This window comes from uncultured Tateyamaria sp., assembly GCF_947496075.1.
Classification (GTDB): Bacteria; Pseudomonadota; Alphaproteobacteria; order Rhodobacterales; family Rhodobacteraceae; genus Tateyamaria.
This window is the reverse complement of record NZ_CANMBJ010000002.1, coordinates 252,249-278,615: the sequence shown is the minus strand read 5'-3', so window position 1 is coordinate 278,615 and position 26,367 is coordinate 252,249. Positions and strand designations below refer to the sequence as shown.

Below are 26,367 nucleotides of genomic sequence, written 5' to 3'. Positions count from 1 at the left end.
GGACGGATTTACGCCCGAAGTGCTGGCGCGTCAATGGGGGGCGTGCGACGCGTTCGGGCGCGATGCAACACTGATACAATCAGACTGAACAAGACCAACAGAATCCAAGGCCAATCACCCGTCATACTGTACAATGTTGGGGCAGCTGGCGCCGGTAGTTTGGCATCAAGATAGCCCGCCTCGTTGAGAGCAAGTGAAGCGGTGATGCGCCCCTTCGGATCGATCACTGCAGAGATGCCGGTATTGGCCGCTCGGATCAGCGGCAGTCCCTGCTCTATAGCCCGCATCTGTGCTTGTGCAAGATGCTGCTGTGGCCCCGACCGCATTCCAAACCAAGCATCATTGGTCAGTTGCATAAGAAACGTCGGGCGTTCGGACGCGCCACCAACATCATGTGCAAAAACGGCCTCATAACAGATCAGCGGCAAGGCCGATCCGAGAGGACCCATATCCATTATCTGAGGTCCCGGCCCGCGCCCGTACCCGCTGTCCGCCCTTTCGGCCAGTGCACGAATGCCCAAGCCTCGAAACAGCCCTGGCAAAGGCATGTATTCTCCAAAGGGTACTAGATGGTGCTTGTCGTACGTCTGTGTGACCTGCGCCGCTGCATCCAGCATCACAAGGCTGTTGAAATATGCGTCCTCGCTGCGGCGTTGAATGCCCAGAACAACCGGTGCGCCCCGCGCTGCATCGGCGATAACGTCAAAGGCAGGTTGTGCATTTTCAACAAGGTAAGGAAGGGCCGTCTCGGGCCAGACAATTAGATCAGGAACCGACCCAGCAGCGGTGTAGTCGATCTGACGGTTGATGAAGACAGGAATGCGTGTGGGATCCCACTTTTCGTCCTGTGGCGCATTGGGTTGAACCAAACGCACCGTATGATCGGTCAGTGGCGCCTGGCCTCCTGCGGTTGGCAAAAGGACTGGTACCAAAACGGCCATCAACAGAACCGCTTGCAACCAGACACGCTGAACAGCGAATATCAATGCCATCGACGCGAGCAACGCAAGCATCATCCCATGCGGCCCACCAAATGCGAGAGCTTGTCCGGCGAGGCTGCCCACAAGGGCCTGCGGTGGCGTAGCCCAAGGGAATCCCGTCAATAGATAAGCCCGCAAGATTTCCGCCCCAGCCCAACTGAACACCAGAATCCAAAGCTGCCCCCCGCACCACTTTGCCAGAGCAAGAGCTGCAGACCAGAACAGCCCAAGCAGGATCGACAACAGAACAAGCGCAAAAGGCGCCATCCAACCGGTATCGGCAGCGTCGACTTGAAACGGTTCGGTGATCCAATTCAGCGTCGCACCAAAGTAACCAACGCCGACAGCGAGGCCCAGCAGGGCCGCATGGCGCGCGCTGCGCGCCACCTGCAAAAGCGGGAACATGGCCATGACCGGAACAGTTATCGCAGGAGCGAAATCAACAGGCGCGTGGGACAATGCCCCGAAACCGCCCGCCGCTAGGGCCAGCAGAACCTGCGCCCAGATCGGCCATGCCGATACATGGACGCGGGATCGGTTCATTCGGCAGGCTCCGGGCCCTTCAGGCGCACACGCATCCGTTTAATGCGACGCGGATCGGCATCAATCACCTCAAACTGCGGACCGTCAGGGTGCAACACCACCTCTCCACGCGCAGGCACGCGCCCCGCCAACATGAAGACCAAGCCGCCAAGCGTATCGATATCTTCCTCATCCACATCGTCATGCGTCGTCAGGGATATCCCAATCTCAGCCTCGAACTCCTTCAGTGGTGTCTTGGCAAGCGCAAGGTAGCATCCGGACTTTTCGCGCGTGAACAAAGCGCCTTCATCGACGTCATGTTCGTCCTCGATTTCGCCAACTACCTGCTCGATCAGATCCTCGATCGTGACGAGCCCGTCAACACCGCCATATTCATCAATGACAAGCGCCATGTGTCGCCGTTCGGTCTGCATCTTTGTCAGCAGAACACCGATGGTCATCGAAGGCGGAACAAACAGCAGCGGGCGCAACCTTGCACGCAGATCATAGTTGGCTGCACCTCCGTTGAAACCGTGTTGCAGCGCCACGTCTTTGAGGTGGGCAAAACCGACGGGCGTGTCCAGCGTCCCCTCGAATACCGGCAATCGGGTGTAACCGCTTTCTTTGAAAACCTGCACCAGTTCGTCCAACGAGACGGTATCCGGCACAGCAGTGATGTCAGCCTTGGGCACGGCAACATCCTCGACCCGCAAACGGCGCAGGTTGATCATGCCATGAGACTGTGGCCGCGGGCTTGGGACCTCGGACATATTGGGGGTGTTGTCCGATGGGCTGAGAGCGCCAATCACGCGCGCCAGAAATCCACCACCTTGGGAAGGTTCGGTCCTGTCATTATCTGACTGCGCGCGTCGCGCCGCGTCAGACGATCCGTCGATGTCGCCCATTGGCTCCTATCCAGTTCGTTTGGGCCACGTGGCCCTGAATGCGACCTAATATGGGTCAGGCACCCCCAGTTTGCCAAGTATTTCGACCTCAAGTGCTTCCATCCGCGTGGCATCATGGTCACGGATATGGTCATAACCAAGCAAATGTAACACTCCGTGAACAAGTAAATGGGTCACATGAGCGGCCAAGGGCTTGCTTTGCTCGGCGGCCTCCCGCGCGCATGTGTCATAGGCGATGGCGATATCGCCAAGGCTGATTGAACCGCTCGGATCGGGTTGAGGTGGTACAGGTACCGCGCCATCCACTTCAGGCGACAAGTCCTCTTCCGGCCAGCTCAGAACATTGGTCGGCGTCGCCTTGCCACGAAAATCATCGTTCAAAACGGAAATGCGCGCATCATCGCAGGCCAGCACCGATAGCTCAGCCCGCGCCAAGCCCAGCGCTGACAAGGTTTCGACAATCGCAGTGTCAGCTAACGCCTCAAGACCGACATCCTGCCAGCGGCTATCTTCCATCAGGATGTCGATATGGTATGGCAATTGTCAGCACCTGGGGCCAGCCCCCGGATCCCCAGAGTTTACTAAGCAAGATAAAAGCGTATCAGGACGCTTCTGCATCTGCCTCGTACGCTTCAATGATCGCGGCGACAAGCGGATGGCGCACGACATCCTTTGACGTGAAGTAGTTGAAGCTGATGTTCGGAATGGTTCTGAGCAACCGTTCAGCATCGGCCAAGCCGGAGGAAACGCCGCGCGGCAAGTCGATCTGAGTGCGGTCGCCGGTGATAACCATGCGCGACCCTTCGCCCAGGCGGGTTAGAAACATCTTCATCTGCATAGTCGTGGCGTTCTGTGCCTCGTCCAGCACCACGAAAGCGCGGGACAGGGTCCGCCCGCGCATAAAGGCAAGCGGCGCAATCTCGATTGTCTTTTCCTCTTTCAGCTTGGCAAGCTGCTTGCCGGGCAGAAAGTCGTTCAGCGCATCATAAAGGGGCTGCATGTAGGGGTCGACTTTTTCTTCCTGCGTGCCCGGCAGAAACCCCAGCCTCTCGCCCGCCTCTACTGCGGGGCGGCACAAAATGATCCGGTCCACGTGGCCCGATATGAACATAGACACGCCGACTGCGACAGCCAGATACGTCTTGCCAGTGCCGGCAGGACCAATGCCAAACGCCATTTCATTCTCGAACAGTGCCTGAACATAGGCCTTTTGCGCATCGGTGCGCGGTTCGACCAGTTTCTTTCGCGTCTTGATCTCGATCCGGGTGCCAACGGGCATCTCCAATTGATCGCCTTGCCGGGTGCCTGTGCCTTCTTCGGACTGGCCCATGCGCAACTCACGATCCACATCGGCAGGTTCAACATCCTTGCCTGTCTCCAGCCTCAGATAAAGCGCATTCAAAACATCAGCAGCCCGCTTCTGTGCGCCCTCTTCGCCCAGCACAGCCAACACGTTTCCCCGTCTCACGATCTGCACCTCAAGGGCGGACTCGATGGCCGTCAAATGGCTGTCATAAGGACCGCACAGGTCAATCAGCAAACGGTTGTCGGGAAATTCCAGGACCATTTCCTGGGACGGTTGGTCTAGGGTCAAATGTCACTCCTTGAGTCTGTGTTTCACCCAGCGTTGCAAGTTCAGCTTGGGTGCGCAACGGGATGTTGGCCCTTTTCACACATTTGAAACAAAAAAGGCCGGAGCGCTAGGTTCGCTCCGGCCTCGAAATGTGTGTCACTGTCGGTCAATTGGGGTCGTTGATTTTCGATCCGCCTTTGAAATCGCCAACAGTTTGAGTTGGCGGCGCAACCCCGGAACAAACAGGCTTCCCATATTTATCAAGCCGTGCCGACAGGTATCCCTCGATCCCATCATCGATGATCCAGTGGTCACAGCCATTCGGGTCCACCCAGATGCCCGCCTGAAGTTGGCTTAGGCTCTTTCGATCTGTCCCGCGGTCGATTGTCTTGTCTGGTGACAAGCCGTCTCCCAAACCATCGGAGCAAGCTGCAATAGACAGACAGACAATGGAAAGCGTGACGAGTTTCAGTTTTGTCATGATGCGTCCCCTATTGAATGCAAATGATTTCGACGCGGCGGTTTGCAGCCATGCCTTTTGCAGTGTTGTTGGGCTGCGCTGGCAGACGTTCACCGTAACCACGCACATCCGCAATGCGCGCGCCCGACTGCTGTGCAACGGCCGCAACCGCATTCGCGCGGTTGAGTGACAGACGCAGGTTGTACGCATCACTGGCCCGACTGTCTGTGTGACCTGTGATGATAAACGCTTGTGCAGTGGAACCCTGGAAGAATTGAGCAAGGCGCTCGCGCCCCGCTTTGTGGATGCGGAAGCTGTCGGTCTTGAAGAACTGATCGGTGTTCATGACGCCACATAGATTGCCACGGCGGCAGACCGGTATGCCCTTACGGGTGACGTGGGGCGTCATATAGCCTTCCGCTCCGTCATCCATGACCCAGTGTTCGCACCCATCGGGATCGACCCAGATACCCGGAATGTATTGGCCTTTGTCACGCCCTTCCTGCGACCGTGTTTGACCAAAAGCCTGTGCAGACACATCGGCGGCCATCAGTGATGTCAGCGCCACAGCGGTGGCAGCCACTGTGGTTATAAGCTTATCAACTGTTTTCGAAAAGATTTTCGCCACAGTCCTGTCCCTTTATGTTGATCCCCCGCAAAGATCCCCAACATGCTTGAAACAAGCTGACCCTCGCTACTCTGAGCAAAAGCGTAGGCAATTATTAACAATCTGTGAACCCGCTTTTCACCACATATTGTGCCATAATTGGGCCGGCTTACAATTGAACCGAGCAATTTGTGCACAAATTTTTGGCAGTAACCCGGATCAGTCGATCACCCCCGCAAGAGAGTTCACTCCGGCTTCAACGATTCTCACGGGTGCAATGTCACCCGCTTTCACGTTGGCATTTGCGACATGGACAGCATGTAGATAATCGCTTTTGCCGCCCATTTGTCCCGGCAGGCGACCAGGCTTTTCAAACAGCACATTCACAGTCTGACCCACCATACCCTCCTGTATGGATCGCTGTTGGCGCGTGATCAGGGCTTGCAGCCTTTGCAACCGGTCGTCCGCCTCTGCTGGCTCCACCTGCGATCGTTCTGCGGCGGGTGTGCCGGGGCGGGTCGAGTATTTGAAGCTATAGGCGTAGCCATAGTTCACCGCTTCCACCAGATCGAGCGTCGCTTGAAAATCAGCCTCAGTTTCTTCGGGGAAGCCAACAATGAAATCACCAGACATCAGGATGTCAGGCCGCGCTGCACGGATGCGTTCGATCAGCCGCAGATAGCTGTCGGCGGTGTGGCTGCGGTTCATGCGCTTCAGTATGCGGTCGCTGCCCGATTGCACAGGCAGGTGTAGGTAGGGCATCAGCTTCGCGCAGGTGCCATGCGCTTCGATCAGGTCATCCGTCATATCGTTGGGGTGGCTGGTCGTAAAGCGGATACGCTCAAGCCCGTCCACCCTGTCCAGGTCCCAGATCAGCTTGGCCAGCGTATAGTCGGACCCATCTGGACCAACCCCATGGTACGCGTTCACATTCTGACCCAGCAACGTGATCTCGCGTACACCGCGTTCCACGAGATTGCGCGCCTCGGTCAGGATGCGATCCACTGGACGGCTCACCTCGGCCCCGCGGGTATACGGCACCACGCAGAAGGCGCAAAACTTGTCACAGCCTTCCTGCACGGTCAGGAACGCGGTCGGACCGCGTTGAGCCCTTGGACGGCTCTTGAGTTTCTCGAACTTGTCCTCTTTCGGGAAGTCCGTGTCGAGCGCTTTTTCCCCGGCTTGCGTCTTTGCTTCCATCTCGGGCAGTCGGTGGTAGCTTTGAGGGCCCACAACCAGATCCACCAAAGGCTGACGTCGCATGATCTCTTGGCCTTCCGCTTGTGCGACACAGCCTGCCACGCCTATCTTGAGGTCTGGCTTCTCCGCCTTCAGCCCCTTGAACCGACCCAGCTCGGAATAGACCTTTTCCGCTGCCTTCTCGCGGATGTGACAGGTGTTCAGCAGGATCATGTCCGCATCATCAGGCGTCTGCGTCTCGACATAACCCTGACCGCCCAGCGCCTCGGCCATCCGTTCGCTGTCATAGACGTTCATCTGGCAGCCATAGGTCTTGATAAAGAGCTTCTTCTGCGTCGTCATGGGCTTCGATCCCGGATCATGCGGATGGAGTGGGGGCTGTACCAGCCTGCCAGACATCTTGCAATGCGGCGCGGATTAACCGAAATTTGATCTCAACCGCGCCAAAAGACGCCAACCGAGGCACGCAAATGCAATTCGACAGTCTAAGCAACTTCATTCGTGACAAGGACGCCGTTCCACAAAAGGGACCGATAGCGGTTGTTGTGGTTGAGGACGACATTGAGGTGGACACGACCCTGCGCCACCATCAGCAAGCCGGTTTCAAGCAGGTCATCGCGTTCATGCCGAAACGGTTCAAACTTGCCCGGGACCTATCAGAGACGCTGATACGGATAGATTTTGACACCTCGGCGCCGGATGCGCTTGAGACGGCCGTGAACGGCGTGATTGTTGCGGTGCCCGCGGGGACATGGATGTACTACTGCTATAATGCAGAATTCCTGTTCCACCCGTTTTGCGAAACAAGGTCAGTCGGCGAGATGCTGACATTTCATACCGAAGAACGACGCGATGCGATGTTAACCTATGTGGTGGATCTGTATGCAGATGACCTTTGGTCTTGCCCCAACGCGGTGTCACTAGATCGTGCACATCTGGATCGATCCGGGTATTACGCGCTCGCCCGTCCCGATGAAAAAGGGCATCCGAAGGAACGGCAACTTAACTTCTACGGTGGTTTGCGTTGGAGATTTGAAGAACACGTACCCGAAGTACGGCGCAAGATCGATCGTATTTCCCTTTTTAAAGCCAAACCCGGCCTAAAACTGCGGAACGATCACACGTTCAACGACGAGGAATACAACACCTATGCCTGCGAATGGCACCACAACCTGACCGCAGCGATCTGTTCGTTCCGAACTGCAAAGGCGTTGAAACTGAATCCTGGAAGCACCTATGACATCGAGACATTCAAATGGCACAACTCTGCCCCGTTCGAATGGCATTCGCGGCAGTTGCTGGACCTTGGATTAATGGAACCGGGGCAATGGTTCTAACGGCTGGAACGTTACGCGCGATCGACCCTTCGATTTAGTTAAGCACCGCGACCAGGCAGCCAGTGCGGCTAGCGCTCTTCGGATTTGCTTGAAGGGGGTTAATGCTTTTGGCGTTGCTCCGGCGCAGGGTGAGCAGTGCTGTCACTACAACCAAAAAACCAAAACCTTACTATGCGCAGCTTCGCGTAGGCGGCCCGAGTGCTCTTGTGCCCGGGACCCATGCAGCCGAAGGTGCACAAATGGATTCCGGTATCGAGTTTTCATTCCGCAAGCTTACACCCGCCGCGCAGCGGCATATTCGTGTGTTTCAGGTTCACCAATTCCTGGACCGGTTCGCAATGGGTCTCACCGTATCCGTGGTCGCCTTGGCATTGATCGACCGAGGAATGGATCTGTTCCAGATTTCGCTGCTGTTTGGCGCCTATTCAGTCACAACGTTGACCATGGAGTTGCCGTTTGGAGGACTGGCAGACAACGTTGGACGCAAGCCAGTCTTTCTCGCGGCTGTGGGCGCAAGCCTGATGTCCCTTGCGCTGTTCCTGTCATCAAGCGACTTCTACGTTCTCGCACTGTCATTTGCTTTCATCGGTTTCGGGCGTGCGCTGCGCTCCGGCACATTGGATGCCTGGTTTGTCGAAAACTTCCGGACCAAGGCACAAAACGTGGACGTGCAGCCAGCGCTTGCAAAGGCGCAATGGGCCAACGGGATGGGATTGGCGTTTGGCGCGATTGTTGGGGGGTGGCTGCCAGACGCCTTTGGCGAGGTAGCGACCCCGCTTGGCTTCAGTGCCTATGACGTCGCTTACGCGGCAAGTTTTGTAATGATGACGGCGGTACTGATCTACACGATTGTTGCCATCACCGAAGAACCACGACCGCTGCATCCAAGGGCGCTTGCTCAGGGATTTGCAAACGTTCCGGTTGTTGTCCGGGACGCCGGTCTGCTCGCCCTGAGGCACCCCACCCTTTCACTGCTTCTAGCGGCCTTGGCGCTTTTGCTTATGGCAACGAACCCGGTCGAAGTGCTTTGGCCCACCCACGTAAAGCCAATGCTGGAAGAGGGTTATGCCAACACCGTGGTTGGCATGTTGACGGCAGCCTGTTTTTTCTCGATCGCCATCGGCGCATCGCTGTCGCCACATATCAACCGAGTATTCAGGCGCCAGAACGCGATGACACTTGCAGCTGCTGTGGGATGCCTTGCTGTCCTGCAGATTGCATTGGCTCTGCAAGGTGGTGTGGTGGGTTTTGTGATTGTCCTGATCATCTATTTCGTGATCCTCGGCGTTGGGGAAACACCTGCCAGCAGCATTCTGCATTCCAGTGTGGAGAACCATCAACGGTCTACCATGCTGTCGTTGCGTTCGCTGGTGCAGCAATTGGGGGCAACCATTGGTCTGATCCTTGTTGGTGCTATCGCCGAAGGATATTCGACCCCAATTGGTTGGATGGTAGGAGCGCTGTTCACTTTTGGCGCTGCGCTCCTGACAAGTATTTTGGCCAGAAGACTGAAGGACCGCTTGTAGAAGCGAATTATAGGATACGCCGGGTTGCGTCCTCCAGCGGTGTCCGTCGGCTTTTTGCTGAAATCAATCCTTGCGGCGCAACCGGATCACAACGTCTACAGATGCGATTTCCGCCCCGTCAGGCGCATCGGGCAGCTGCGCAATAACCAGTTGATCCGACGGCGCATCGGTCAGTTTCGCATCATCTTCCCAGAAGAAATGGGGGTGATCGTGCGTGTTGGTATCGAAGTAGCTTTTCGAGCCGTCAACCGTCACCTCTTGCATCAGTCCAGCATCACAGAACGCACGCAAGGTGTTGTAGACGGTGGCAAGCGATACCGCTTCGCCCTGGTCCTTGGCCGCTTCAAACAGGCTTTCAGCCGTGACGTGGCGGTGTTGACCATCACCGATCAACAGCGCCGCCAGCGTTACGCGTTGCCGTGTCGGGCGTAGCCCGGCCCCTGCAAGCCATTCGCTTCCTACTTTGTGCTGTGTTTCGGTCATCTGGTCCTCTTACCCTTGCCTTACATATAAAGGGCCATCGTTCTGCAATTCAATCGCAAAAGGGTTTATGGCATTATGCCACACGCCCGAAAAACCCCATCTGCTCTTGCTTTGAAAAGGATCTGCCCGGTGTGTCATAATGCGACAGCACCGCAACAATTCGGGATGTCCCAGAACCAACAGTAGAGACGCGATGCGACGTGTTGACACCCAAAAACACGTTCAGCGTGCCAGCATCCTGGGTCAGTTGGGTCGGTGTGATCCGCCCAGCCAAAAGTGCGGCGATGCCCGCGTGATTGGGGTCGTCATCGCTGCGCAAGTCCTTGGCATATTCAAAAAGCCCGCCTTTCGTGGCCTCTTGCAACAGCAGTGTCGTGGTGAAGATCGAGCGATCAAAATGCCAGTTCAGTGCCTCGCCTGAGCGGTATTCCAGCACGTTCAGTCCTGCCAGCGCATCGTCCATCGTGTAGAGTTGCGACTTGTCCATCACGGCCGCCAGAAAGACCGCAAAGGCTGGCCATTGGTAGATTTCGTCCAACGCTGTGCCCCGCATCTGGTCGTGACAGAGCGTGTGGTTGGCCGTCTCAACCTTGGTCAGCGCCGGATCGTCGTCGGCAAGCCCGTCAACCGCATCCTGGAAGTAGATGTTGTGCAAGCGGCTGTGATGAAAGCTCTCTACCTGCATTCGCGGGTGCACGTGGTCGAGGACCGCAGCGAGTGCCGCGGGCTGCATGAAACCGGGCAGATTGAACAGGCCGTCGCTCGCAAGCCCGTCCTTCGCATGAGCTACCAGTGCGTCCCATTCCGGCGAATGCGGGCGATGCAGCGGGTAGCGGTCGAGATCGATAATGTCTTTCATCGTTTGACCCTGCCCCACATTCCAAGACCAGACAAGTCGCCGCTCTTGCGCCCTTTGCCCGGCCGGTGCTAGACGAACCGGACCCAATAACGGGACCAGACCCGAGACAAACAAGAGGCCCGAATGGCAGACTACCCCACCAGCTTCGACAAGGATGATTTGTTGAAATGCGCACGCGGAGAGCTGTTCGGCCCCGGCAATGCGCAACTGCCAGAGCCGCCCATGCTGATGATGGACCGGATCACGGATGTGTCCGCCGATGGTGGCGCACATGGCAAGGGCCATATCGTAGCGGAGTTCGATATTGCACCTGACTTGTGGTTCTTTGACTGCCATTTCCCCGGTAACCCGATCATGCCCGGGTGCCTTGGCCTTGATGGTTTGTGGCAGCTGACCGGCTTCAATCTGGGTTGGCGCGGCTGGACAGGCCGCGGTTATGCGTTGGGTGTGGGCGAAGTGAGGCTCAGAGGGATGGTGCGCCCTGACCGCAAGATGCTGACCTACAAGATCGACTTTACCAAGGCCATACAGACCCGTCGGCTGACCATGGGCGTCGCGGATGGCATTGTGGAAGCCGACGGCGACGTCATCTACGAGGTCAAGGACATGAGGGTTGCGTTGAGCGAAAGTTGATCGCGCCATGCCAGCATCCCGACTGATGACGGAACGGCTGGCACTTGATCCCCTGACCGTTGATGACAGTGGGTTTGTGAAGCGATTGGTTCAGAATCTGCGTGTTCGCGCCTATCTTGGCGGTGTTGTCCCAGCAGACCAGCTTGACGGCATTGTTAGAAAATATCTCGAATTGCGGCGTGACGAACATGTCTGGCTTGCCAAATTCGGCGGAAACATCGCTGTTGGATCGGTCTTTGTCACCCCGCATCATGACGGGGCGGCGCCAGAATTGTCCTTCCAGTTCGATCCCCGCTACTGGGGCAACGGCTAGCATATGAAGCTTGTCAACGCGTGCTGAACCGCTGGGCAGACGATGAGCGCCTACGACCTATCATGGCAGAAACTCAGGAACGCAACGCGCCAGCCCATCGTCTTTTGCGACGCCTTGGCTTTCAAGAAGTCACGCGACTGCACAGATTTGGTGCCAATCAAGTCGTTTTTTCACACTATCCGAACACGGGCGGCAATTGACTTGCGAAGCAAGGCGGTTGCACCCACCTGCCCCCCCGTCCTACATACCCCCTGACTAGAACGAAGGAGTGCGCACATGCGACGCGTCGTGGTGACGGGACTTGGGATTGTCTCATCCATCGGAAACAACACCGATGAGGTGCTGGCGTCGCTCAAGGCGGGCCGTTCGGGAATCGAAGCCAGCCCAGAGATGGCGGAACATGGCTTTCGCAGCCAGATCGCTGGTACGCTCAAGCTAGAAGTCAAGGAACATGTAGACAAGCGCGCCCTGCGGTTCATGGGGCCGGGAGCAGCCTATGCCCACATCGCAATGACCCAAGCCATTGCAGACGCTGGTCTGGAAGAAAGCGATATCGTAAATCCCCGCACCGGGCTTGTCGCAGGATCGGGCGGGCCGTCCACATCGGCGATGTTGGTTGCACATCAGACGGTGTTGAAGACGGGTGCGACCAAGCGCATTGGTCCATTCGCCGTGCCCAAATGCATGTCCTCAACCATCAGCGCGAACCTTGCGACAGGCTTCAGGATCAAAGGGATCAACTATTCGATCACCAGCGCATGCTCGACGTCGCTGCACTGCATCGGCAATGCGGCCGAACAAATCATGTTGGGCAAGCAAGACGTGATGTTTGCCGGTGGCGCAGAGGAACTGGACTGGACACTGTCCTGTCTGTTCGACGCGATGGGCGCGATGTCATCCAAATACAACGACACCCCTGCACGGGCGAGCCGTGCTTTTGACGCGGATCGCGACGGGTTCGTCATTTCCGGCGGTGGTGGCATGGTTGTGCTGGAAGAGTTGGAGCACGCCCGCGCACGTGGTGCGAAAATCTATGCCGAGGTGACAGGGTATGCTGCAACGTCTGACGGCCATGACATGGTGGCCCCCTCGGGCGAAGGTGGTGAGCGGGCGATGCGCGCTGCGTTGGAGACACTGCCGCAAGACCGGTCCGTCAGCTACATCAATGCCCACGGCACCTCGACCCCTGTCGGTGATGTGGGTGAGATCGAAGCCGTACGCCGCGTCTTTGGCGAGGGCACCACGCCGCCCGTCAGCTCAACCAAGTCGATGACCGGCCACGCGCAGGGTGCTGCGGGCGCGCTCGAGGCCATCTTCAGCTTGTTGATGCTCGACAACGATTTCATCACGCCGTCCATCAATGTCGAAACACTCGATCCGGGCCTGAACGCATCCGAGATCGCAACCGAGATGCGCGCGGATGCGGGTCTTGATTCGGTGATGACCAACTCGTTTGGATTCGGCGGCACCAACGGATCGATGATCCTTTCAAAGTTTCACGGGTAAGAATTCACTATGACAGGATTGCTTGACGGAAAACGCGGCCTTGTGATGGGCGTCGCAAACGACCGGTCCATTGCCTGGGGCATTGCCAAGGCGATGCATGAGGCTGGGGCAGAGCTGGCATTCAGCTATCAAGGCGAGGCATTTGGTAAAAGGCTTGCCCCGTTGGCCGAGAGTGTCGGGTCGGATTTCATGGTCGACGTCGATGTCACAAACGATACGTCCCTAGATGCTGCATTTGAAGCATTGGAAGCCCGCTGGCCAACAATCGACTTCCTGGTCCATGCCGTTGCCTACTCTGACAAATCCGAGCTGACTGGCCGGTTCCTGAATACAAGCCGTGCGAATTTCAAGCATTCGATGGACATCTCGGCCTATTCCTTCATCGAGGTTGCGCGCCGTGCACATCCAATGATGATTGAGAATGGCGGCACGTTGCTGACCTTGACCTACCAAGGATCGAACCGGGTCGTGCCTAACTATAACGTGATGGGTGTGGCCAAGGCCGCGCTTGAATCCGCGACACGGTACCTGGCCAACGATCTGGGCCCCGAGGGCATCCGTGTGAACGCCATTTCGCCCGGTCCGATGAAGACCTTGGCAGGTTCGGCCATTGCCGGAGCGCGTAAGACCTACAAACACACGGATCAGAACGCTCCGATGCGTTCGAACGCCACGCTTGAGGCCGTGGGCGGCACCGCAGTGTATTTGTGTTCAGACGCCGGGGCCTGCACAACGGGCGAGATCATTCGCGTCGATGGCGGCTTTCATGTGCTGGGTATGCCACAGCCGGATCACCTGTGAGCAGTTGGAACTACATCCACGATAGTTTGCGGCCCAGAAACTGTTCAAGCCGCGCGTCGGACCGGGCATAAAGCTCACGAAGACGCCCTTTCTGCGCCGATGGCAACGTGCCCCTTGGATGCGCGTTTTCCCTGAGCACAGGGTCAATCAGCAGGCCCGGCACCCCAAGAAAGTTTGTCACGGTATCGACCACTGATTGCGGGTTTTCACACAGGTCAAGGAAATCCAACACCAGAAATCGATCCACCGGAAAGGCTTGGACCCATGCTTCCAATTGATCGATGTAGTAACCCCGCCGCACATAGCTGAACCAATTCAGTTGCGGACTGTGCACCAGTTCCCGATTTTTGACCCCCTCGTAGGCATCGCGCGTGCGTTCCATTTCCAATGATAACGCGACATCGAAGCTCTCTTTCTCCCGGCCTGCACGCAGCATGTGATGGTAGTGTGACACACATCTTTCCACCGGGTCACGGAGGATGACAATGAATTTCGCATCTGGCAGCGCGGCCTTTACGCGGTGCTGCGTGTCAGGCTCGAACAGGTAGGCAGGTGTTGTTTCGAAGCACATCCTGTCACCGGCATCGCTGAATTGATCTGCGTACCAAGAGAGTCCCTTTAGAAAGTTTTGATTGAAGAAGTGCACTTCTTTTCGTTGCGGTGCAAAAACGTCTGGGTGCGAAGCGAGATGTGCGTGCAGAGTAGATGTGCCGCATTTCATCGCGCCAATCGTCAGAAAGGTTGGCAAAGTCCGTCCCGGCAACTGAGTTCGGCAGCTTTCGATTTCCTGCTCTATCTGCAAGTGATCACTCATGGCGCCTCCTCTGCCATTGCAGTGTTTAGTGCAAATGACTGGGCGCGGCGAGTAGGTTGAATGGGCTCTACCCGAGGATTCACATAGGCTGTCTGGGACCGATTAGGTCTCATTTAACGGATTTACCCCACAATTTGCCGCAAAATCGCCAATTTGAATTGCGAGGTTGTTCCCCATGGCAAAAGATCGTCACGACCCCGCGCGTCAAGCGCGCATATTGAACCGCAGGGCGGCACGCACCCGGCGATCCAAATGGTTGGGACGATTGTTGTTTTCGCTGACTGGAATGGGGCTTCTCTTGGCGTTGCGGTTAAATCCCGGGATCGTGGAAGAAGTTGTGGCAATGGCCCACGATGTCCCAAAGCGGTCGCAACCTGCAAATTTTGAAGCGCCAGAACCTGTGCACGTACGTCATATGCCGAGGGACGTGGTGCCGGTGCGCCGCGCAGGCACATTGCCACAAACGAAAATGGCAAGCGATGACACTCAGCAAAAGGCGGACGCCCTTGCGAACACCTTGCGCGGTCTAAACCCGGGCGGTTGATAGGACAATGGCGCGGCGGCGTTGCACCGCAGCGGCAACACAGGTCATCCAGCGTCGATAGACACCACTTCGAAATCGAAGGTCAGGTCCTTGCCTGCCAGCGGGTGGTTGGCATCGAGCGTGACCTCAGCTTCACCCACTTCGACCACGGTCACAGGCATCGGTTGACCCTGCGGTGTTTGCATCTGCAGTTGCAGACCAATCTCAAGCGGGATTTCGTCGGGGATCGCATCACGCGGCACGCCCTGCCGCAACGCCGGGTTGATCGGACCATAGGCTTGATCACAAGAAATATTGACCTTCTTCTTCTCACCCTCGGTCATGCCCGGCAGAGCTACGTCAAGTCCAGGAATGATCTGACCGGACCCAACAACAAACTCCAGCGGGTCGCGCCCGTCCGAGCTGTCAAAGACGGTGCCATCCAGCAAAGTCCCGGTGTAGTGGATGCGCACGGTGTCGCCGTCCTTGATCGCGGTCATGACCCATCTCCCAACATGTCTGTCCATTTAACAGATGGCACACACTGCCCGCCCATGGCAGTAGGGTAAACCCCACCTCGCCCCTTTTCGTTCGCGTGCCTCCGTGCCAGTCTGCGCCCAAAGGAGTGCCACCAATGCCTATCACGACTTGTATTTTTGACGCCTACGGCACGCTTTTTGATGTGGCGGCAGCCGCACGCATTGCCGCAGCAGAGCCAGCCTTTCCGCAGCTGGCCGACACATGGCCTGCGGTGGCCGAGCACTGGCGGCAGAAGCAATTGCAATACACATGGCTCCGCGCCATCACTGATGCGCATACCGATTTCTGGCAGGTCACGCAGGAGGGGCTTGATTGGGCATTGGAGCGCAACGGCCTTGCAGGCGACGCAGCCCTACGCGAGCGTTTGCTGGCACTGTACTGGGAATTGCAAGCCTATCCTGAAGTGCCAGCGATGCTGCATGCTTTGAAAGATGCCGGGATGAACACCGCTATCTTGTCCAACGGATCGCCAGATATGCTGAACGGGGCTGTTCAATCGGCTGGGATTGGCGATGTGCTGGACGATTGCCTGTCCGTGGAAAGCGTCGGCATCTTCAAACCGGACAGCCGGGTATATGACCTAGTCGGCCAACGTTTTGGATGTGCCGCGAACGAAGTGCTTTTTGTGTCCTCAAACGGATGGGATGCCGCAGGCGCGTCCGGTTATGGGTTCAACACGGCTTGGGTGAACCGCGCAGGTGAGCCTGTGGACCGTTTACCGTGGGCGCCGCAGCACATGTTGAATGACCTGACTGGCATCCCGCAGCTGGCCCGCGCATGAGCACGTTTCAAACGTCGGATGGCCTGTCACTGTATTTCGAGGATCATGGCGAAGGGCTGCCGCTGCTGTGCCTGCCCGGCTTGACCCGCACCACGCAAGATTTCCAGTACATCGCACCACATCTTCCGCCCTGCCGCCTGATCAAGATGGACTATCGCGGGCGCGGGCAATCGCAGTGGGATGACAAGTGGCAGAACTATACCTTGCCGGTCGAGGTGCGAGATGTGATGGAATTGATGGATCATCTGTCGTTGTCAGGGGTCGCCATCCTTGGCACCTCACGCGGCGGACTGAATGCCATGGGATTAGCGGCAAGTGCGCCGGATCGCCTGCTGGGTGCTGCCTTGAACGACGTTGGACCGGAATTCGACCCATTGGGGCTGTCCGGCATCATGGCGTATCTGGGGCGCCGCCCGGCCGCCCGCACTTTGACAGAGGCGGCGACAGCTTTGCCCCATGTCCTAAAGGGCTTCGAAGGCGTACCCGCAGAGCGTTGGGTGCAGGAAGCAAACACGCATTTTGTCGAAACGAAAGACGGCCTCGACATCACCTACGATCCGCGTCTGCGTGATGCGGTCGAGGCAGGTGGCGAGATGCCGGACCTGTGGCCATTCTTCGATGCATTGGCGGGCAAGCCGCTGGCCCTGATCCGCGGTGCAGGATCTGACTTGTTGAGCGCGCAGACAGCGCAGAAAATGCAGGATCGTCGCCCCGACATGATCCTTGCCGAGGTCCCGGGGCGCGGTCATGTCCCGTTTCTGGATGAGCCCGAAGCCTTGGCGGCAGTACGGACATGGATGGAGAAGCTGCTTTGAATATTGAAATGATCCGCGCGGCGGCAGCGCGGCTGGAAGGGCACGCGCGCAAGACCCCTCTCCTGAGTTCCCCATTTATTGACGAGATCGCGGACCGCCGTGTCTGGATCAAGCCAGAGTGCCTGCAACATACCGGCAGCTTCAAGTTCCGTGGGGCGTGGTCGGCCCTGTCAGCCTTGGACGAGGCCACGCGGGCCGCAGGTGTCATCGCCTTTTCCAGTGGCAATCATGCGCAAGGCGTGGCGCTTGCGGCGCAGATGCATGGCGTGCCGTCTGTCATCGTCATGCCTAGCGATGCGCCTGCTCTTAAGATTGCGAATACCAAGGCGCTTGGCGCTGAGGTGGTGTTATATGAGCGTGGGTCAGGTGATCGCGACGCGATCGGTACACAACTAGCCCAGGAGCGCGGCCTGACACTGATCAAACCTTTCGATGAGCCGCAGGTGATTGCGGGCCAGGGCACGACCGGGCTGGAGATCGCGGAACAGGCGGCGGCTGTCGGGGTGACGACTGCTGACGTGATTGTCTGTTGCGGCGGCGGCGGTTTTACCAGCGGTATTGCCCTTGCGCTTGAGGCTGAGGCGCCGGGCTTGCGTGTGCGCCCAGCGGAACCTGAAGGGTTCGACGATGTGGCTCGTTCGCTGCGCTCAGGCGGGATCGAGCGGAACAACGCGGTATCGGGCAACATATGTGACGCCATCATCACCCCACAGCCCGGCGACCTGACTTTTCCCATCATGAAGCGTTTGTGCGGCCCCGGCCTTGTCGTCGGCGAGGACGAGGCTTTGCACGCTGTCGCACAGGCTTTTTTGCGGTTGAAAGTCGTCGCTGAACCCGGCGGGGCCGTGGCCCTTGCTGCCGCCTTGTGTCGGCAGGACCAGATAGACGGGGACGACGTGATCGTCACAATCTCTGGCGGGAACGTGGACCCTGACATTTTCAAACGCGCATTGGACACGCTTGCATGACCGAATTCACCATCGCCAGTTTCAACGTCAAGAACCTGATCGGACCGGATCAGGAATACTACCAGTTTCAGCAATACACGCCCGAAGAATACGCTTGGAAAGTCGATTGGTTGTCCGAGCAGGTGCAGACGATGGATGCCGACATCGTGGGATTTCAAGAGATTTTTGAGGAGCGCGCGCTGCGCGAGGTAATTGATGCCGCGGACATTGAAGGCATGGCCGACAATGCCCAGCATATCCCCGGTCCCAACAAACGCTATCGGCGCAAGGCAATCTTTCGCAAGCTGGCCTATCGTCCTTATACCAACGCAGCGCTGGCCGTGGCCCCGAATGTGAACGACGGCGGGCCGGGGCAGCGCCGTCCAGGTGTCGCGATCCTGTCGCGGTTCGGTTTTGAAGGTCAACCAGAGATCATTCAGGATCTGCCTGAACCCTTGGACATCGACTTTGGCCCGATGGGACCGGATGGCGGCGGCAGCTTTCGCCTGACCCGGCTGAGCCGCCCGATCCTTAAGGTGCGCATCCCTGTCGGCAATCATATCATCACCGTTTTCAACTGCCATCTGAAGTCGAAACTGGGTGAGTTTGTTCCGCCCGAAGGTTCCGACTTTCCCCCCGAAGTGGATTTGACCAGTTATGATCCGGTGGGTCGCGCCTTGGGGGGGCTGCGCGCATCCCTGCGCCGGATGGCAGAGGCGTGGGTGCTGCGCCGTGCCATTGTCGAAGAATTACGGGCCGGACACCCGGTGATGGCCATGGGCGATTTCAACGATGGTGAGCATGCCGTCAGTTCGGAAATCATCAGCGGCGAGCATCCTTTCAAGAACTACGCATGGATGCTGCGGCACGATGCCGAAACCCCGCGCGACCGGTATTCAGAGGAAGAAGACGCGCAAATACGCGAGGATATTGAGACGGTGCGCCTGCATTCGGCGGAAAAACAGTTCATCCGCAAGTCGTCCCGCGACATGGTGTATACGGCAGCGTTTGGCGGCGTGTACGAGAGCATCGACCAGATCTACATGTCCCGCCATTTTCTACCTGACGCAAAGGGAAGCATCGGGCAGATGGACTATTTCAGCGTGTTGAACGATCATCTGACCGATGGCAGCCACGCCGAGGCTCCGTACAACAAGCTGGCCTCGGATCACGGGCAGATCATCGCGCATATGCGGTTGAAGGATTAATACCATGCACATGGCGGATTTGGGCGACGTACGCCTGCATTACCGCATCGACGGACCGGACGATGGCGCGCCGATTGTTTTCGTGAACTCGCTGGGGACAGACATGCGGTTGTGGGACCCCATTTTGCCTTTGTTGCCCGATGGCCTGCGCATCCTTCGGTTCGACAAGCGGGGACATGGCCTGTCGACCTGCCCGCCTGCGCCCTACGCCATGGGTCAGCTTGTCAGTGACTGTGAACAGTTGATGGATTTGCATGGCTTCAAGGACGTAATGTTCGTGGGCCTCTCTATCGGCGGCATGATTGCCCAAGGGCTGGCCGTGAAACGGCTGGACCTGATGCGCGCCATGGTTCTGTCGAACACCGGGGCCAAGATCGGCACCAAAGAGATGTGGGCGGACCGCATTCAGGATGTGAAGACCGGCGGGATCGAGGCGCTCGCCGATGCGGTCATGGATCGCTGGTTTTCAAAGGAATTTCATCGGAACACGGACCTGGAGTTGTGGCGCAACATGCTGGTCCGGCAAGAGGACGCAGGGTACGCAGGATGCTCGGCTGCGATCTCGGGCACGGATTTCTATGCGACGACGGCCACGCTACGCTTGCCCACGTTGGGCATAGCGGGGTCAGAAGACGGCTCGACCCCGCCCGACCTGGTGCGCGAAACCGTCGATCTGATCCCCGGCAGTCAGTTCCACCTGATCCGCAAGGCAGGCCATTTGCCGTGCGTCGAGCGACCTGAAGAATTCGCCCGCGTGCTGACAGACTTCATGCGTGCGACGGGGCACATCTGATACATGGCGGCATCGGTCTTTTCGTCAGCCCTGTATGGGAAATTGTTCCCCACGGGTGAGGTTGGGCGGTTGTGGTCCGACAGCGCCGAAGTGCGGGCAATGCTGCTGGTAGAGGGCGCATTGGCCAAAGTTCAGGGTGCACAGGGCGTCATCCCGGAGTTAAGTGCGGCCTTTATCCATCGCTCGTCTTTGGAGGTCCAAATTGATCCTGCGGGCCTTGCTGACGCTACGGGACAGAACGGGGTCAGCGTCCCTGCCCTCGTGGCCGAATTCCGCAAGGCCATGGAAGCGCCCGAGCATGCGCAATACGCTCATTGGGGGGCGACCAGTCAGGATATTATCGACACTGCGTTGATGTTGCGCCTGCGCCAGACGCTAAGCACGCAGCAAGATGTATTTGGCGATGTGCTTAGAGCGATGGCGCTTCAGGCGGAGATGCATGCCGAGACACCGATGGTCGCCCGAACCTATGGGCAGCATGCGACGCCCACCAGCTGGGGCGCGGTGCTGGCGCAATGGGGGCAACCCTTGACCGATGCGATGCTGGAACTGCCGGCCTTGCGGGATGACTCTTTGTGGGTGTCGCTCAGCGGCGCAGCAGGGACGGCTTCCGCATTGGGGCCGAAGGCGAATGAAACACGGGCAGAGCTGGCCGATACGCTAAAACTGCACGATCCCCGCCGCAGTTGGCATACTGACCGTGGGCCAGTTATGCGTATTGCGGATTGGATGGGACGGATCGTGGCAACCCTTTCCTCCATGGGGCAGACTGCTGTCGCGCTTGCAGCCACGGAGTCTCAGGAGATTGCACTGGATGCGGCGGGATCATCCTCGACCATGCCACAGAAGCAAAACCCGGTTGGGCCATCAACGCTGGTGGCTCTCGGCCATCAGATGACGGGTTTGCGGGCATCGTTGCAGGCAGCAGCAGCACACCAGCACCAGCGTGACGGCGCGGCTTGGTTCACAGAATGGATGGTGGTGCCTCAGATTGCATTGTGCTGGGCAGCGTCAATTAACGTCGCGCACGCGCTTGTAAAAAACTGGAACCCCAATACAGCAGCCATGGCATCCAAGTTTGACGGCCTTGGCGGCGTTCATGCAGAGGCGCTGAGTTTTGCCTTGGCACAGCAGATGGCCCGGCCTGACGCGCAGGCAGCGACCAAGGCTTTGATTGCTGACGCCATCGCATCAAAGCAGTCATTGGAGAGCGTCGCACGCATCGCACATCCTGATTTACCCGACAGCATTTTTGACCCATCCACCCAACTGGGCACGGCCCCCGCAGACGCACGCGCCTTTGCCAATCGGGTGAAAACCCTGTGAAGCTGCCCGTCATTTTCATCCTGCTGACGGTCATGATCGACGCGATGGGCATCGGCCTGATCGTGCCGGTCATGCCGGACCTCATCCAAGAGGTGCAGGGGATGGGGCTGGGCACCGCAGCCCTGTGGGGCGGAGTGCTGTCGACCATCTTTGCCGCCATGCAGTTCCTCTTTGGTCCACTTCTGGGCGCGTTGTCTGACCGTTACGGACGCCGCCCAATTCTACTTGTGTCACTGGTTGTGCTGGCGCTCGATTATTTGGTCATGGCCGTCGCGGGCACCATTTGGTTGTTGTTTTTAGGTCGGATTGTCGGAGGCATCACCGCTGCCACCCAATCCACGGCTAACGCCTATATGGCCGACATCTCGAAACCCGAACAGAAGGCCGCCAATTTCGGATTGATCGGAGCCGCCTTTGGCATTGGCTTTGTGCTGGGCCCCGCAATGGGTGGATTTCTGGCTGAATATGGTACCCGTGCACCATTCTACGCGGCGGCGGGCCTCGCCGCTGCAAATGCGGTGTTCGGCTATATCGTTCTGAAAGAAACCGTTGATGACCGTATTCGGCGCCCGTTCGCCTGGTCGCGCGCAAATCCTTTTGGGCTGTTCAAACACTTGGGTAAACTACCCGGTCTTGGACCACTCTTGCTGGTGTTCTTCATCTACCAGATCGCGTTCATCGTCTATCCGGCGATCTGGGCCTACTACACGGCAGAGCGTTTCGACTGGTCGCCTGGTATGGTCGGCCTATCACTCAGCCTGTTTGGCATCTCGATGGCCGTGGTGCAGGGCGGATTGATCCGCCCCATGCTGCGCGTTTTTGGGGAGCGCGGCGCGGTCGTCTACGGCCACATTGCAGATGTCGCCGTGTTCCTGCTTATCGGCTTTGTCAGCTCCGGGACATGGCTGCTGATCCTGACCCCATTGGCCGCCCTGCCAGCAGTCATTACGCCCGCGTTGCAAAGCATCATGTCGCAGGCCGTGGGCGACGATGAGCAGGGTGAATTGCAAGGCGCGCTTGTCTCGATTGCGGCTCTCGCAATGATAGTATCACCACTGCTGATGACTTCAGTCTTCTATACTTTCACAACGCCGGAGACAGGCGTGTACCTGCCGGGCGCACCGTTCCTATTGGCTGCTGTTTTGATGGCGGTGGCGCTGATGGTTTTTGTTCGGAAAGCGGGAACAACGGCCTCACACAACGTCAGTGGTTCAACTGCGCCCTAGATCGGTCGTTTTCCGACTTGCCTGCGAAACGCCGCTGCGTCACCGTCTCCGGAAAGGGAGACAAAGGGACGACATGCAAAAAATCAAAGCCGCTGTGTGCCACGCGTTTGGCGCCCCGCTTGTAGTCGAAGATATCCTGATACGTGCCCCCGAGATGGGCGAGGTCGAGGTTACGCTCGACGCGGTCGCAATCTGCCATTCCGACATCTCCTATGCCGATGGCGCGTGGGGCGGCAGTCTGCCTGCCGTTTACGGACACGAGGCGGCCGGTGTGGTCAGCGCGGTTGGTCCCGGTGTGACGGGCCTGTCAGAAGGGGACAGTGTGATTGTCACGCTGATCCGGGCTTGTGGCACGTGCCCCTCTTGTGCAAGCGGCAAACCCACCGTGTGTGAAACACCGTATGATGGCGACAAGGGGCCAATTCGCACCACCGATGATGGCAAGCTGCATCAGGCAATGGCCTGCGGCGCCTTTGCTGAGAAGGTTGTGGTGGATCAGAAGCAGCTCGTGAAGATTTCTGGCGACATCTCGAAAGAGGCGGCGAGCCTGATCGCGTGCGGGGTCATCACCGGTGTCGGCGCCGTTGTGAACGCCGCCGGCCTTCGCGCGGGGCAGGATGTGGTTGTCATTGGTGCGGGCGGCGTCGGTCTGAATGCCATTCAGGGTGCCCGCATCGCGGGGGCCCGCCGCATCGTCGCGGTCGACATGACCGAAGAAAAGCTGGACGACGCCAGGGCGTTTGGTGCGACCCACGGCATTTTGGCAACGCGCAAATCGCCATGGCGCGCCAGCTACAAAGCCCTTGGTGGCAAGGGGGCCGAGGCGGTGATCGTCACGGTGGGCGCTATCCCCGCCTATGAGCAGGCACCCAAGTATCTGGGCCGTGGTGGCAAGGTTGTCATGGTGGGTATGCCGCACTCGGGCGACACCGCCACGTACGAACCCGTCATTCTGGCCGCGATCGGACAAGGCATGGTTGGGTCCAAGATGGGCGATGTCGTCATCCAACGCGACATCCCCTGGATGGTGGATCTTTATAAACAGGGCCGACTACAGCTCGACAGCCTGATATCCGGCCGGTGGTCGCTGGATCAGATCAATGAAGCGATTGCAGATACGAAATCGGGCACGGCAAGGCGAAACGTGATTCTGTTTGACAGGTCGTAAGGGGGCCCAGCCCCCTCGGCCTTTGGCCTCACCCCCGGGATTTTTTGGAACAAAGAAGAGGGGCTTTCGGATGAAACTCAAGGACCTGGATATTATCGTTACGGCACCCCCAGCGCCCGGTTGGGGCGGCAGGTACTGGATTTTGGTCAAGGTTACGACCGATGACGGAATTGTCGGATGGGGGGAATGCTATGCGTCGTCCGTTGGGCCGGACGCGATGCGGGCCGTCATTGAGGATGTCTTTGACCGACATATGCGTGGGGAAAACCCGGAAAACATCGAACTGATGTTTCGCCGCGCTTACTCCTCGGGCTTTACCCAACGCCCAGACCTGACCATCATGGGGGCGTTCTCGGGTCTTGAGATTGCGTGCTGGGACATCCTGGGCAAGGCCCGCGGGCGGCCTGTCGGGGCGCTGTTGGGCGGTCGGATAAATGACCGTATCCGCGCCTATACCTACCTGTATCCCCTGCCCCATCACGGGTTGGATACGTTTTGGACCTCACCCGAGATGGCAGCAGAGTCGGCACTGGACTGTGTGGACCGGGGATACACAGCGGTGAAATTCGATCCCGCTGGTCCCTACACCATGCGCGGTGGGCATATGCCGGGGATGCGTGACATCTCGCAATCCGTGGCGTTCTGCAAGGCCATCCGCGAGGCCGTGGGCGACCGGGCCGATCTGCTGTTTGGGACTCATGGCCAATTCACCACCGCCGGGGCAATTCGGCTTGGGCAGGCGCTGGAGCCTTACAACCCGCTGTGGTTCGAAGAGCCAATCCCACCGGATGCCGTTGAAGAGATGGCCAAAGTGGCGCGCGCCGTGCGCATCCCGGTTGCCACTGGCGAGCGGCTGACAACAAAGGCGGAGTTCGCCTCAGTTCTGCGCAGCGGCGCCGCCACAATCCTACAACCGGCGTTGGGCCGCGCGGGAGGCATATGGGAGATGAAGAAGGTCGCGGCCATCGCCGAGGTCTACAACGCACAAATGGCACCGCATCTCTATGCCGGACCCGTGGAATGGGCCGCCAACATCCATTTTGCGACGTCAATTCCGAATCTACTGATGTGCGAGACAATCGAAACGCCGTTCCACGATCAATTGATCAAAGGAAGCATTCGCGTCGAACAGGGGTTCATAACGCCACCCAGCGCCCCTGGTTTGGGCATTGAGGTCGATGAGGCACTGGCCCGCGCGCACCCATATACTGGAGACGGGTTGCATCTGCAGATGCAAGACGCTCTGTGCGACTACGAGAAGGGCAATAACTTCGAAGGCGGTGCGCCGGCCCCGCGCGACTAGCGATAAAAGCGCACAGCCGACACCGAGATATCAGCCTGCATCTCGCGCCCGATGGCAAGGATGCCAACGCGGCGCAGGCGTCGTGGATCAAAGGCCGCGTCCGTTCGGTGTGCTGTGAACGCGGTGAATGGAATTTCAATTGTTGTCCATTTGACAGGTGCAGTGAACTCGGTTCGGAACGATTGCCAGGGCCGCGTCAGCGCGTCGGTCCGTAAGCGCAAGTCGTAGGTTTCGCCATTGCCAAGCACGTCCAGAGCGATGCCCGTAAACGCACTCGCATCAAACGTGTCGCCCCCGGCAAGGTCGAATGCGATCTGGACGAAACCACCATTGTTGTCGAGCGAAACCAAACCCGACAGACGCGTTGCGTCGCGGGCCTGAACAACCTCTTGCGTTGCCTGCCCTCTCGAGACGCCGCCCATAACCGTATCGGCCACATATTCCCATTGCGGGTCCAGATCGAGGGTTTGCGCCTGTGCCATTGCTCCGCAACATAGCAGCACAGTGGCTGCCGCCCAGCAGATCATGTGCGCGCCGCTTCGAATGCGGCCCACACGGCTTCAAACTCGTCAAAGCCGATGCGTTTGCCTTTGACCGCATCAAAAACGATGGTCTCGGAGCGCACGAGCGTGGCGATGGCCTCGGCCAGCTTGGGCGCCACATCTCCGGGTATGACAACCGCACCGTGCCGGTCGGCGTGCACCAAATCACCGGGACAAATGTCGAGGCCGTGAATACGTACCGGCTGATCATAGTCGACAACGTGAACAAAACCGTGGCTTGGCCCAATTGAACCGGCGACGACAGGATAGCCATCCGCCAGATCACCGAGGTCACGCATCACACCATCGGTCAATGTGCCGGACAGGCCAAAAGCCTTGTGGATGTTCGTATTCACCTCGCCCCAATAGGCCCCAATCGCATTTGGCACGTCCAGATCCTGCACGACACAGACCGAAGGGCGATCCTCTTCTGACATGTACTTGTAGTATGCCATGCGCCGCGCCTTGATCACGTCCGCGGGTTCAGTTGGCGGGGCCAGTGCCCGAATGCGCGCGGTGCGAGCGTAACCAACGATGACCCCGTCAGGGTCAGAGGCTAGCATCGTACCCCGCGTGAACGCGTTGAACCCCCGTCTGCCTTGAGCCACTTCAATGGCGTTACAAACTGTTGGTGTGTCGACCGATTTCAGCAGGTCATGCAGCGCGTCATCCATGG

27 protein-coding genes and 1 pseudogene are annotated in these 26,367 nt (G+C 58.3%); 15 read left to right on the top strand and 13 right to left on the bottom strand.

From position 1 onward, the window contains the following. Positions 1-8: 8 nt before the first annotated feature. From lnt to miaB, 7 genes are all read right to left on the bottom strand, one after another. Positions 9-1,523, bottom strand: a complete 1,515-nt coding sequence (lnt, locus tag Q1A51_RS05280; protein ID WP_299599142.1) for an apolipoprotein N-acyltransferase — start codon at positions 1,521-1,523, stop codon at positions 9-11. Further along, entirely contained in the window at positions 1,520-2,407 is an 888-nt protein-coding gene (locus tag Q1A51_RS05275) for a hemolysin family protein (protein WP_299599145.1), read from the bottom strand. The genes lnt and Q1A51_RS05275 overlap by 4 nt, the downstream gene beginning before the upstream one ends. 45 nt (positions 2,408-2,452) lie before the next feature. After that, positions 2,453-2,923 carry an rRNA maturation RNase YbeY gene (ybeY, locus tag Q1A51_RS05270; RefSeq protein WP_299599677.1) on the bottom strand — a complete coding sequence of 157 codons (471 nt, stop codon included), beginning with the start codon at positions 2,921-2,923 and terminating at the stop codon, positions 2,453-2,455. An 85-nt stretch (positions 2,924-3,008) separates the two neighbouring features. After that, positions 3,009-3,974, bottom strand: a complete 966-nt coding sequence (locus Q1A51_RS05265; protein ID WP_299202556.1) for a PhoH family protein — start codon at positions 3,972-3,974, stop codon at positions 3,009-3,011. Between the two features lie 172 nt (positions 3,975-4,146). Beyond that, entirely contained in the window at positions 4,147-4,461 is a 315-nt protein-coding gene (locus Q1A51_RS05260; RefSeq protein WP_299201990.1) for a hypothetical protein, read from the bottom strand. A gap of 10 nt (positions 4,462-4,471) precedes the next feature. Further along, the gene (locus Q1A51_RS05255) at positions 4,472-4,990 is read right to left on the bottom strand and encodes an OmpA family protein (RefSeq protein ID WP_299599679.1); all 519 of its coding nucleotides are present in this window, start codon (positions 4,988-4,990) and stop codon (positions 4,472-4,474) included. A gap of 276 nt (positions 4,991-5,266) precedes the next feature. Then, entirely contained in the window at positions 5,267-6,589 is a 1,323-nt protein-coding gene (gene miaB, locus Q1A51_RS05250; RefSeq protein ID WP_299599150.1) for a tRNA (N6-isopentenyl adenosine(37)-C2)-methylthiotransferase MiaB, read from the bottom strand. Positions 6,590-6,717: 128 nt separating this feature from the next. Here miaB and Q1A51_RS05245 point away from each other — a divergent pair, with 128 nt between their 5' ends. After that, positions 6,718-7,584, top strand: a complete 867-nt coding sequence (locus Q1A51_RS05245; protein ID WP_299599153.1) for a hypothetical protein — start codon at positions 6,718-6,720, stop codon at positions 7,582-7,584. A 239-nt stretch (positions 7,585-7,823) separates the two neighbouring features. Next, complete coding sequence (locus Q1A51_RS05240; protein ID WP_299599156.1) at positions 7,824-9,110, top strand: MFS transporter; 1,287 nt, start codon at positions 7,824-7,826, stop codon at positions 9,108-9,110. A 63-nt stretch (positions 9,111-9,173) separates the two neighbouring features. On the opposite strand, the gene irrA is transcribed toward Q1A51_RS05240, so the two are convergent. Continuing rightward, complete coding sequence (gene irrA, locus Q1A51_RS05235) at positions 9,174-9,593, bottom strand: iron response transcriptional regulator IrrA (RefSeq protein WP_299599159.1); 420 nt, start codon at positions 9,591-9,593, stop codon at positions 9,174-9,176. 73 nt (positions 9,594-9,666) lie between these two features. Then, complete coding sequence (locus tag Q1A51_RS05230) at positions 9,667-10,452, bottom strand: 2OG-Fe(II) oxygenase (RefSeq protein ID WP_299599162.1); 786 nt, start codon at positions 10,450-10,452, stop codon at positions 9,667-9,669. Positions 10,453-10,575: 123 nt separating this feature from the next. Here Q1A51_RS05230 and fabA point away from each other — a divergent pair, with 123 nt between their 5' ends. From fabA to Q1A51_RS05210, 4 genes and pseudogenes are all read left to right on the top strand, one after another. Then, the gene (fabA, locus tag Q1A51_RS05225; protein WP_299599165.1) at positions 10,576-11,085 is read left to right on the top strand and encodes a bifunctional 3-hydroxydecanoyl-ACP dehydratase/trans-2-decenoyl-ACP isomerase; all 510 of its coding nucleotides are present in this window, start codon (positions 10,576-10,578) and stop codon (positions 11,083-11,085) included. Positions 11,086-11,092: 7 nt separating this feature from the next. Continuing rightward, positions 11,093-11,598: pseudogene (locus Q1A51_RS24325) on the top strand (GNAT family N-acetyltransferase). Positions 11,599-11,674: 76 nt separating this feature from the next. Further along, positions 11,675-12,904 (top strand): beta-ketoacyl-ACP synthase I, encoded by a 1,230-nt coding sequence (fabB, locus tag Q1A51_RS05215; RefSeq protein ID WP_299599173.1) that lies wholly within the window; start codon positions 11,675-11,677, stop codon positions 12,902-12,904. A 9-nt stretch (positions 12,905-12,913) separates the two neighbouring features. Then, positions 12,914-13,705 (top strand): enoyl-ACP reductase, encoded by a 792-nt coding sequence (locus tag Q1A51_RS05210; RefSeq protein ID WP_299201964.1) that lies wholly within the window; start codon positions 12,914-12,916, stop codon positions 13,703-13,705. 10 nt (positions 13,706-13,715) lie between these two features. Here the strand turns inward: Q1A51_RS05210 and Q1A51_RS05205 are convergent, their stop codons facing one another. Further along, positions 13,716-14,519, bottom strand: a complete 804-nt coding sequence (locus Q1A51_RS05205) for a sulfotransferase (RefSeq protein ID WP_299599177.1) — start codon at positions 14,517-14,519, stop codon at positions 13,716-13,718. Between the two features lie 588 nt (positions 14,520-15,107). Beyond that, positions 15,108-15,542, bottom strand: coding sequence for a peptidylprolyl isomerase (locus Q1A51_RS05200; protein ID WP_299599180.1), 435 nt, complete (start codon positions 15,540-15,542; stop codon positions 15,108-15,110). Between the two features lie 134 nt (positions 15,543-15,676). Here Q1A51_RS05200 and Q1A51_RS05195 point away from each other — a divergent pair, with 134 nt between their 5' ends. From Q1A51_RS05195 to Q1A51_RS05155, 9 genes are all read left to right on the top strand, one after another. Then, a complete protein-coding gene (locus Q1A51_RS05195) occupies positions 15,677-16,363 on the top strand; it encodes a haloacid dehalogenase type II (RefSeq protein ID WP_299599183.1) in 687 nt (228 codons plus the stop codon). Next, on the top strand, positions 16,360-17,178 hold the full coding sequence (locus Q1A51_RS05190) for an alpha/beta hydrolase (RefSeq protein WP_299599186.1): 819 nt from the start codon (positions 16,360-16,362) through the stop codon (positions 17,176-17,178). The genes Q1A51_RS05195 and Q1A51_RS05190 overlap by 4 nt, the downstream gene beginning before the upstream one ends. Then, positions 17,157-18,146, top strand: a complete 990-nt coding sequence (locus tag Q1A51_RS05185; RefSeq protein WP_299599189.1) for a threonine/serine dehydratase — start codon at positions 17,157-17,159, stop codon at positions 18,144-18,146. Before Q1A51_RS05190 ends, Q1A51_RS05185 begins: the two co-directional genes overlap by 22 nt. Then, on the top strand, positions 18,143-19,333 hold the full coding sequence (locus tag Q1A51_RS05180; RefSeq protein WP_299599192.1) for an endonuclease/exonuclease/phosphatase family protein: 1,191 nt from the start codon (positions 18,143-18,145) through the stop codon (positions 19,331-19,333). The genes Q1A51_RS05185 and Q1A51_RS05180 overlap by 4 nt, the downstream gene beginning before the upstream one ends. Positions 19,334-19,337: 4 nt before the next feature. Further along, positions 19,338-20,126: a 3-oxoadipate enol-lactonase gene (pcaD, locus tag Q1A51_RS05175; RefSeq protein WP_299599196.1), complete on the top strand. Its 789-nt coding sequence runs from the start codon at positions 19,338-19,340 to the stop codon at positions 20,124-20,126. Between the two features lie 3 nt (positions 20,127-20,129). Beyond that, positions 20,130-21,452: a lyase family protein gene (locus tag Q1A51_RS05170; protein WP_299599199.1), complete on the top strand. Its 1,323-nt coding sequence runs from the start codon at positions 20,130-20,132 to the stop codon at positions 21,450-21,452. Then, positions 21,449-22,678, top strand: coding sequence for a TCR/Tet family MFS transporter (locus tag Q1A51_RS05165; RefSeq protein ID WP_299599202.1), 1,230 nt, complete (start codon positions 21,449-21,451; stop codon positions 22,676-22,678). The genes Q1A51_RS05170 and Q1A51_RS05165 overlap by 4 nt, the downstream gene beginning before the upstream one ends. A gap of 73 nt (positions 22,679-22,751) precedes the next feature. Next, positions 22,752-23,846, top strand: a complete 1,095-nt coding sequence (locus Q1A51_RS05160) for a Zn-dependent alcohol dehydrogenase (RefSeq protein ID WP_299599205.1) — start codon at positions 22,752-22,754, stop codon at positions 23,844-23,846. Positions 23,847-23,916: 70 nt separating this feature from the next. Beyond that, positions 23,917-25,149 carry a mandelate racemase/muconate lactonizing enzyme family protein gene (locus Q1A51_RS05155; protein WP_299599208.1) on the top strand — a complete coding sequence of 411 codons (1,233 nt, stop codon included), beginning with the start codon at positions 23,917-23,919 and terminating at the stop codon, positions 25,147-25,149. Here Q1A51_RS05155 and Q1A51_RS05150 read toward each other — a convergent pair. Both Q1A51_RS05150 and Q1A51_RS05145 read right to left on the bottom strand, forming a co-directional pair. Further along, the gene (locus Q1A51_RS05150) at positions 25,146-25,631 is read right to left on the bottom strand and encodes a CIA30 family protein (RefSeq protein WP_299599211.1); all 486 of its coding nucleotides are present in this window, start codon (positions 25,629-25,631) and stop codon (positions 25,146-25,148) included. The two genes, Q1A51_RS05155 and Q1A51_RS05150, sit on opposite strands and share 4 nt — an antisense overlap. Positions 25,632-25,672: 41 nt before the next feature. Further along, entirely contained in the window at positions 25,673-26,365 is a 693-nt protein-coding gene (locus tag Q1A51_RS05145) for an RraA family protein (RefSeq protein WP_299599214.1), read from the bottom strand. Positions 26,366-26,367: the final 2 nt, after the last annotated feature.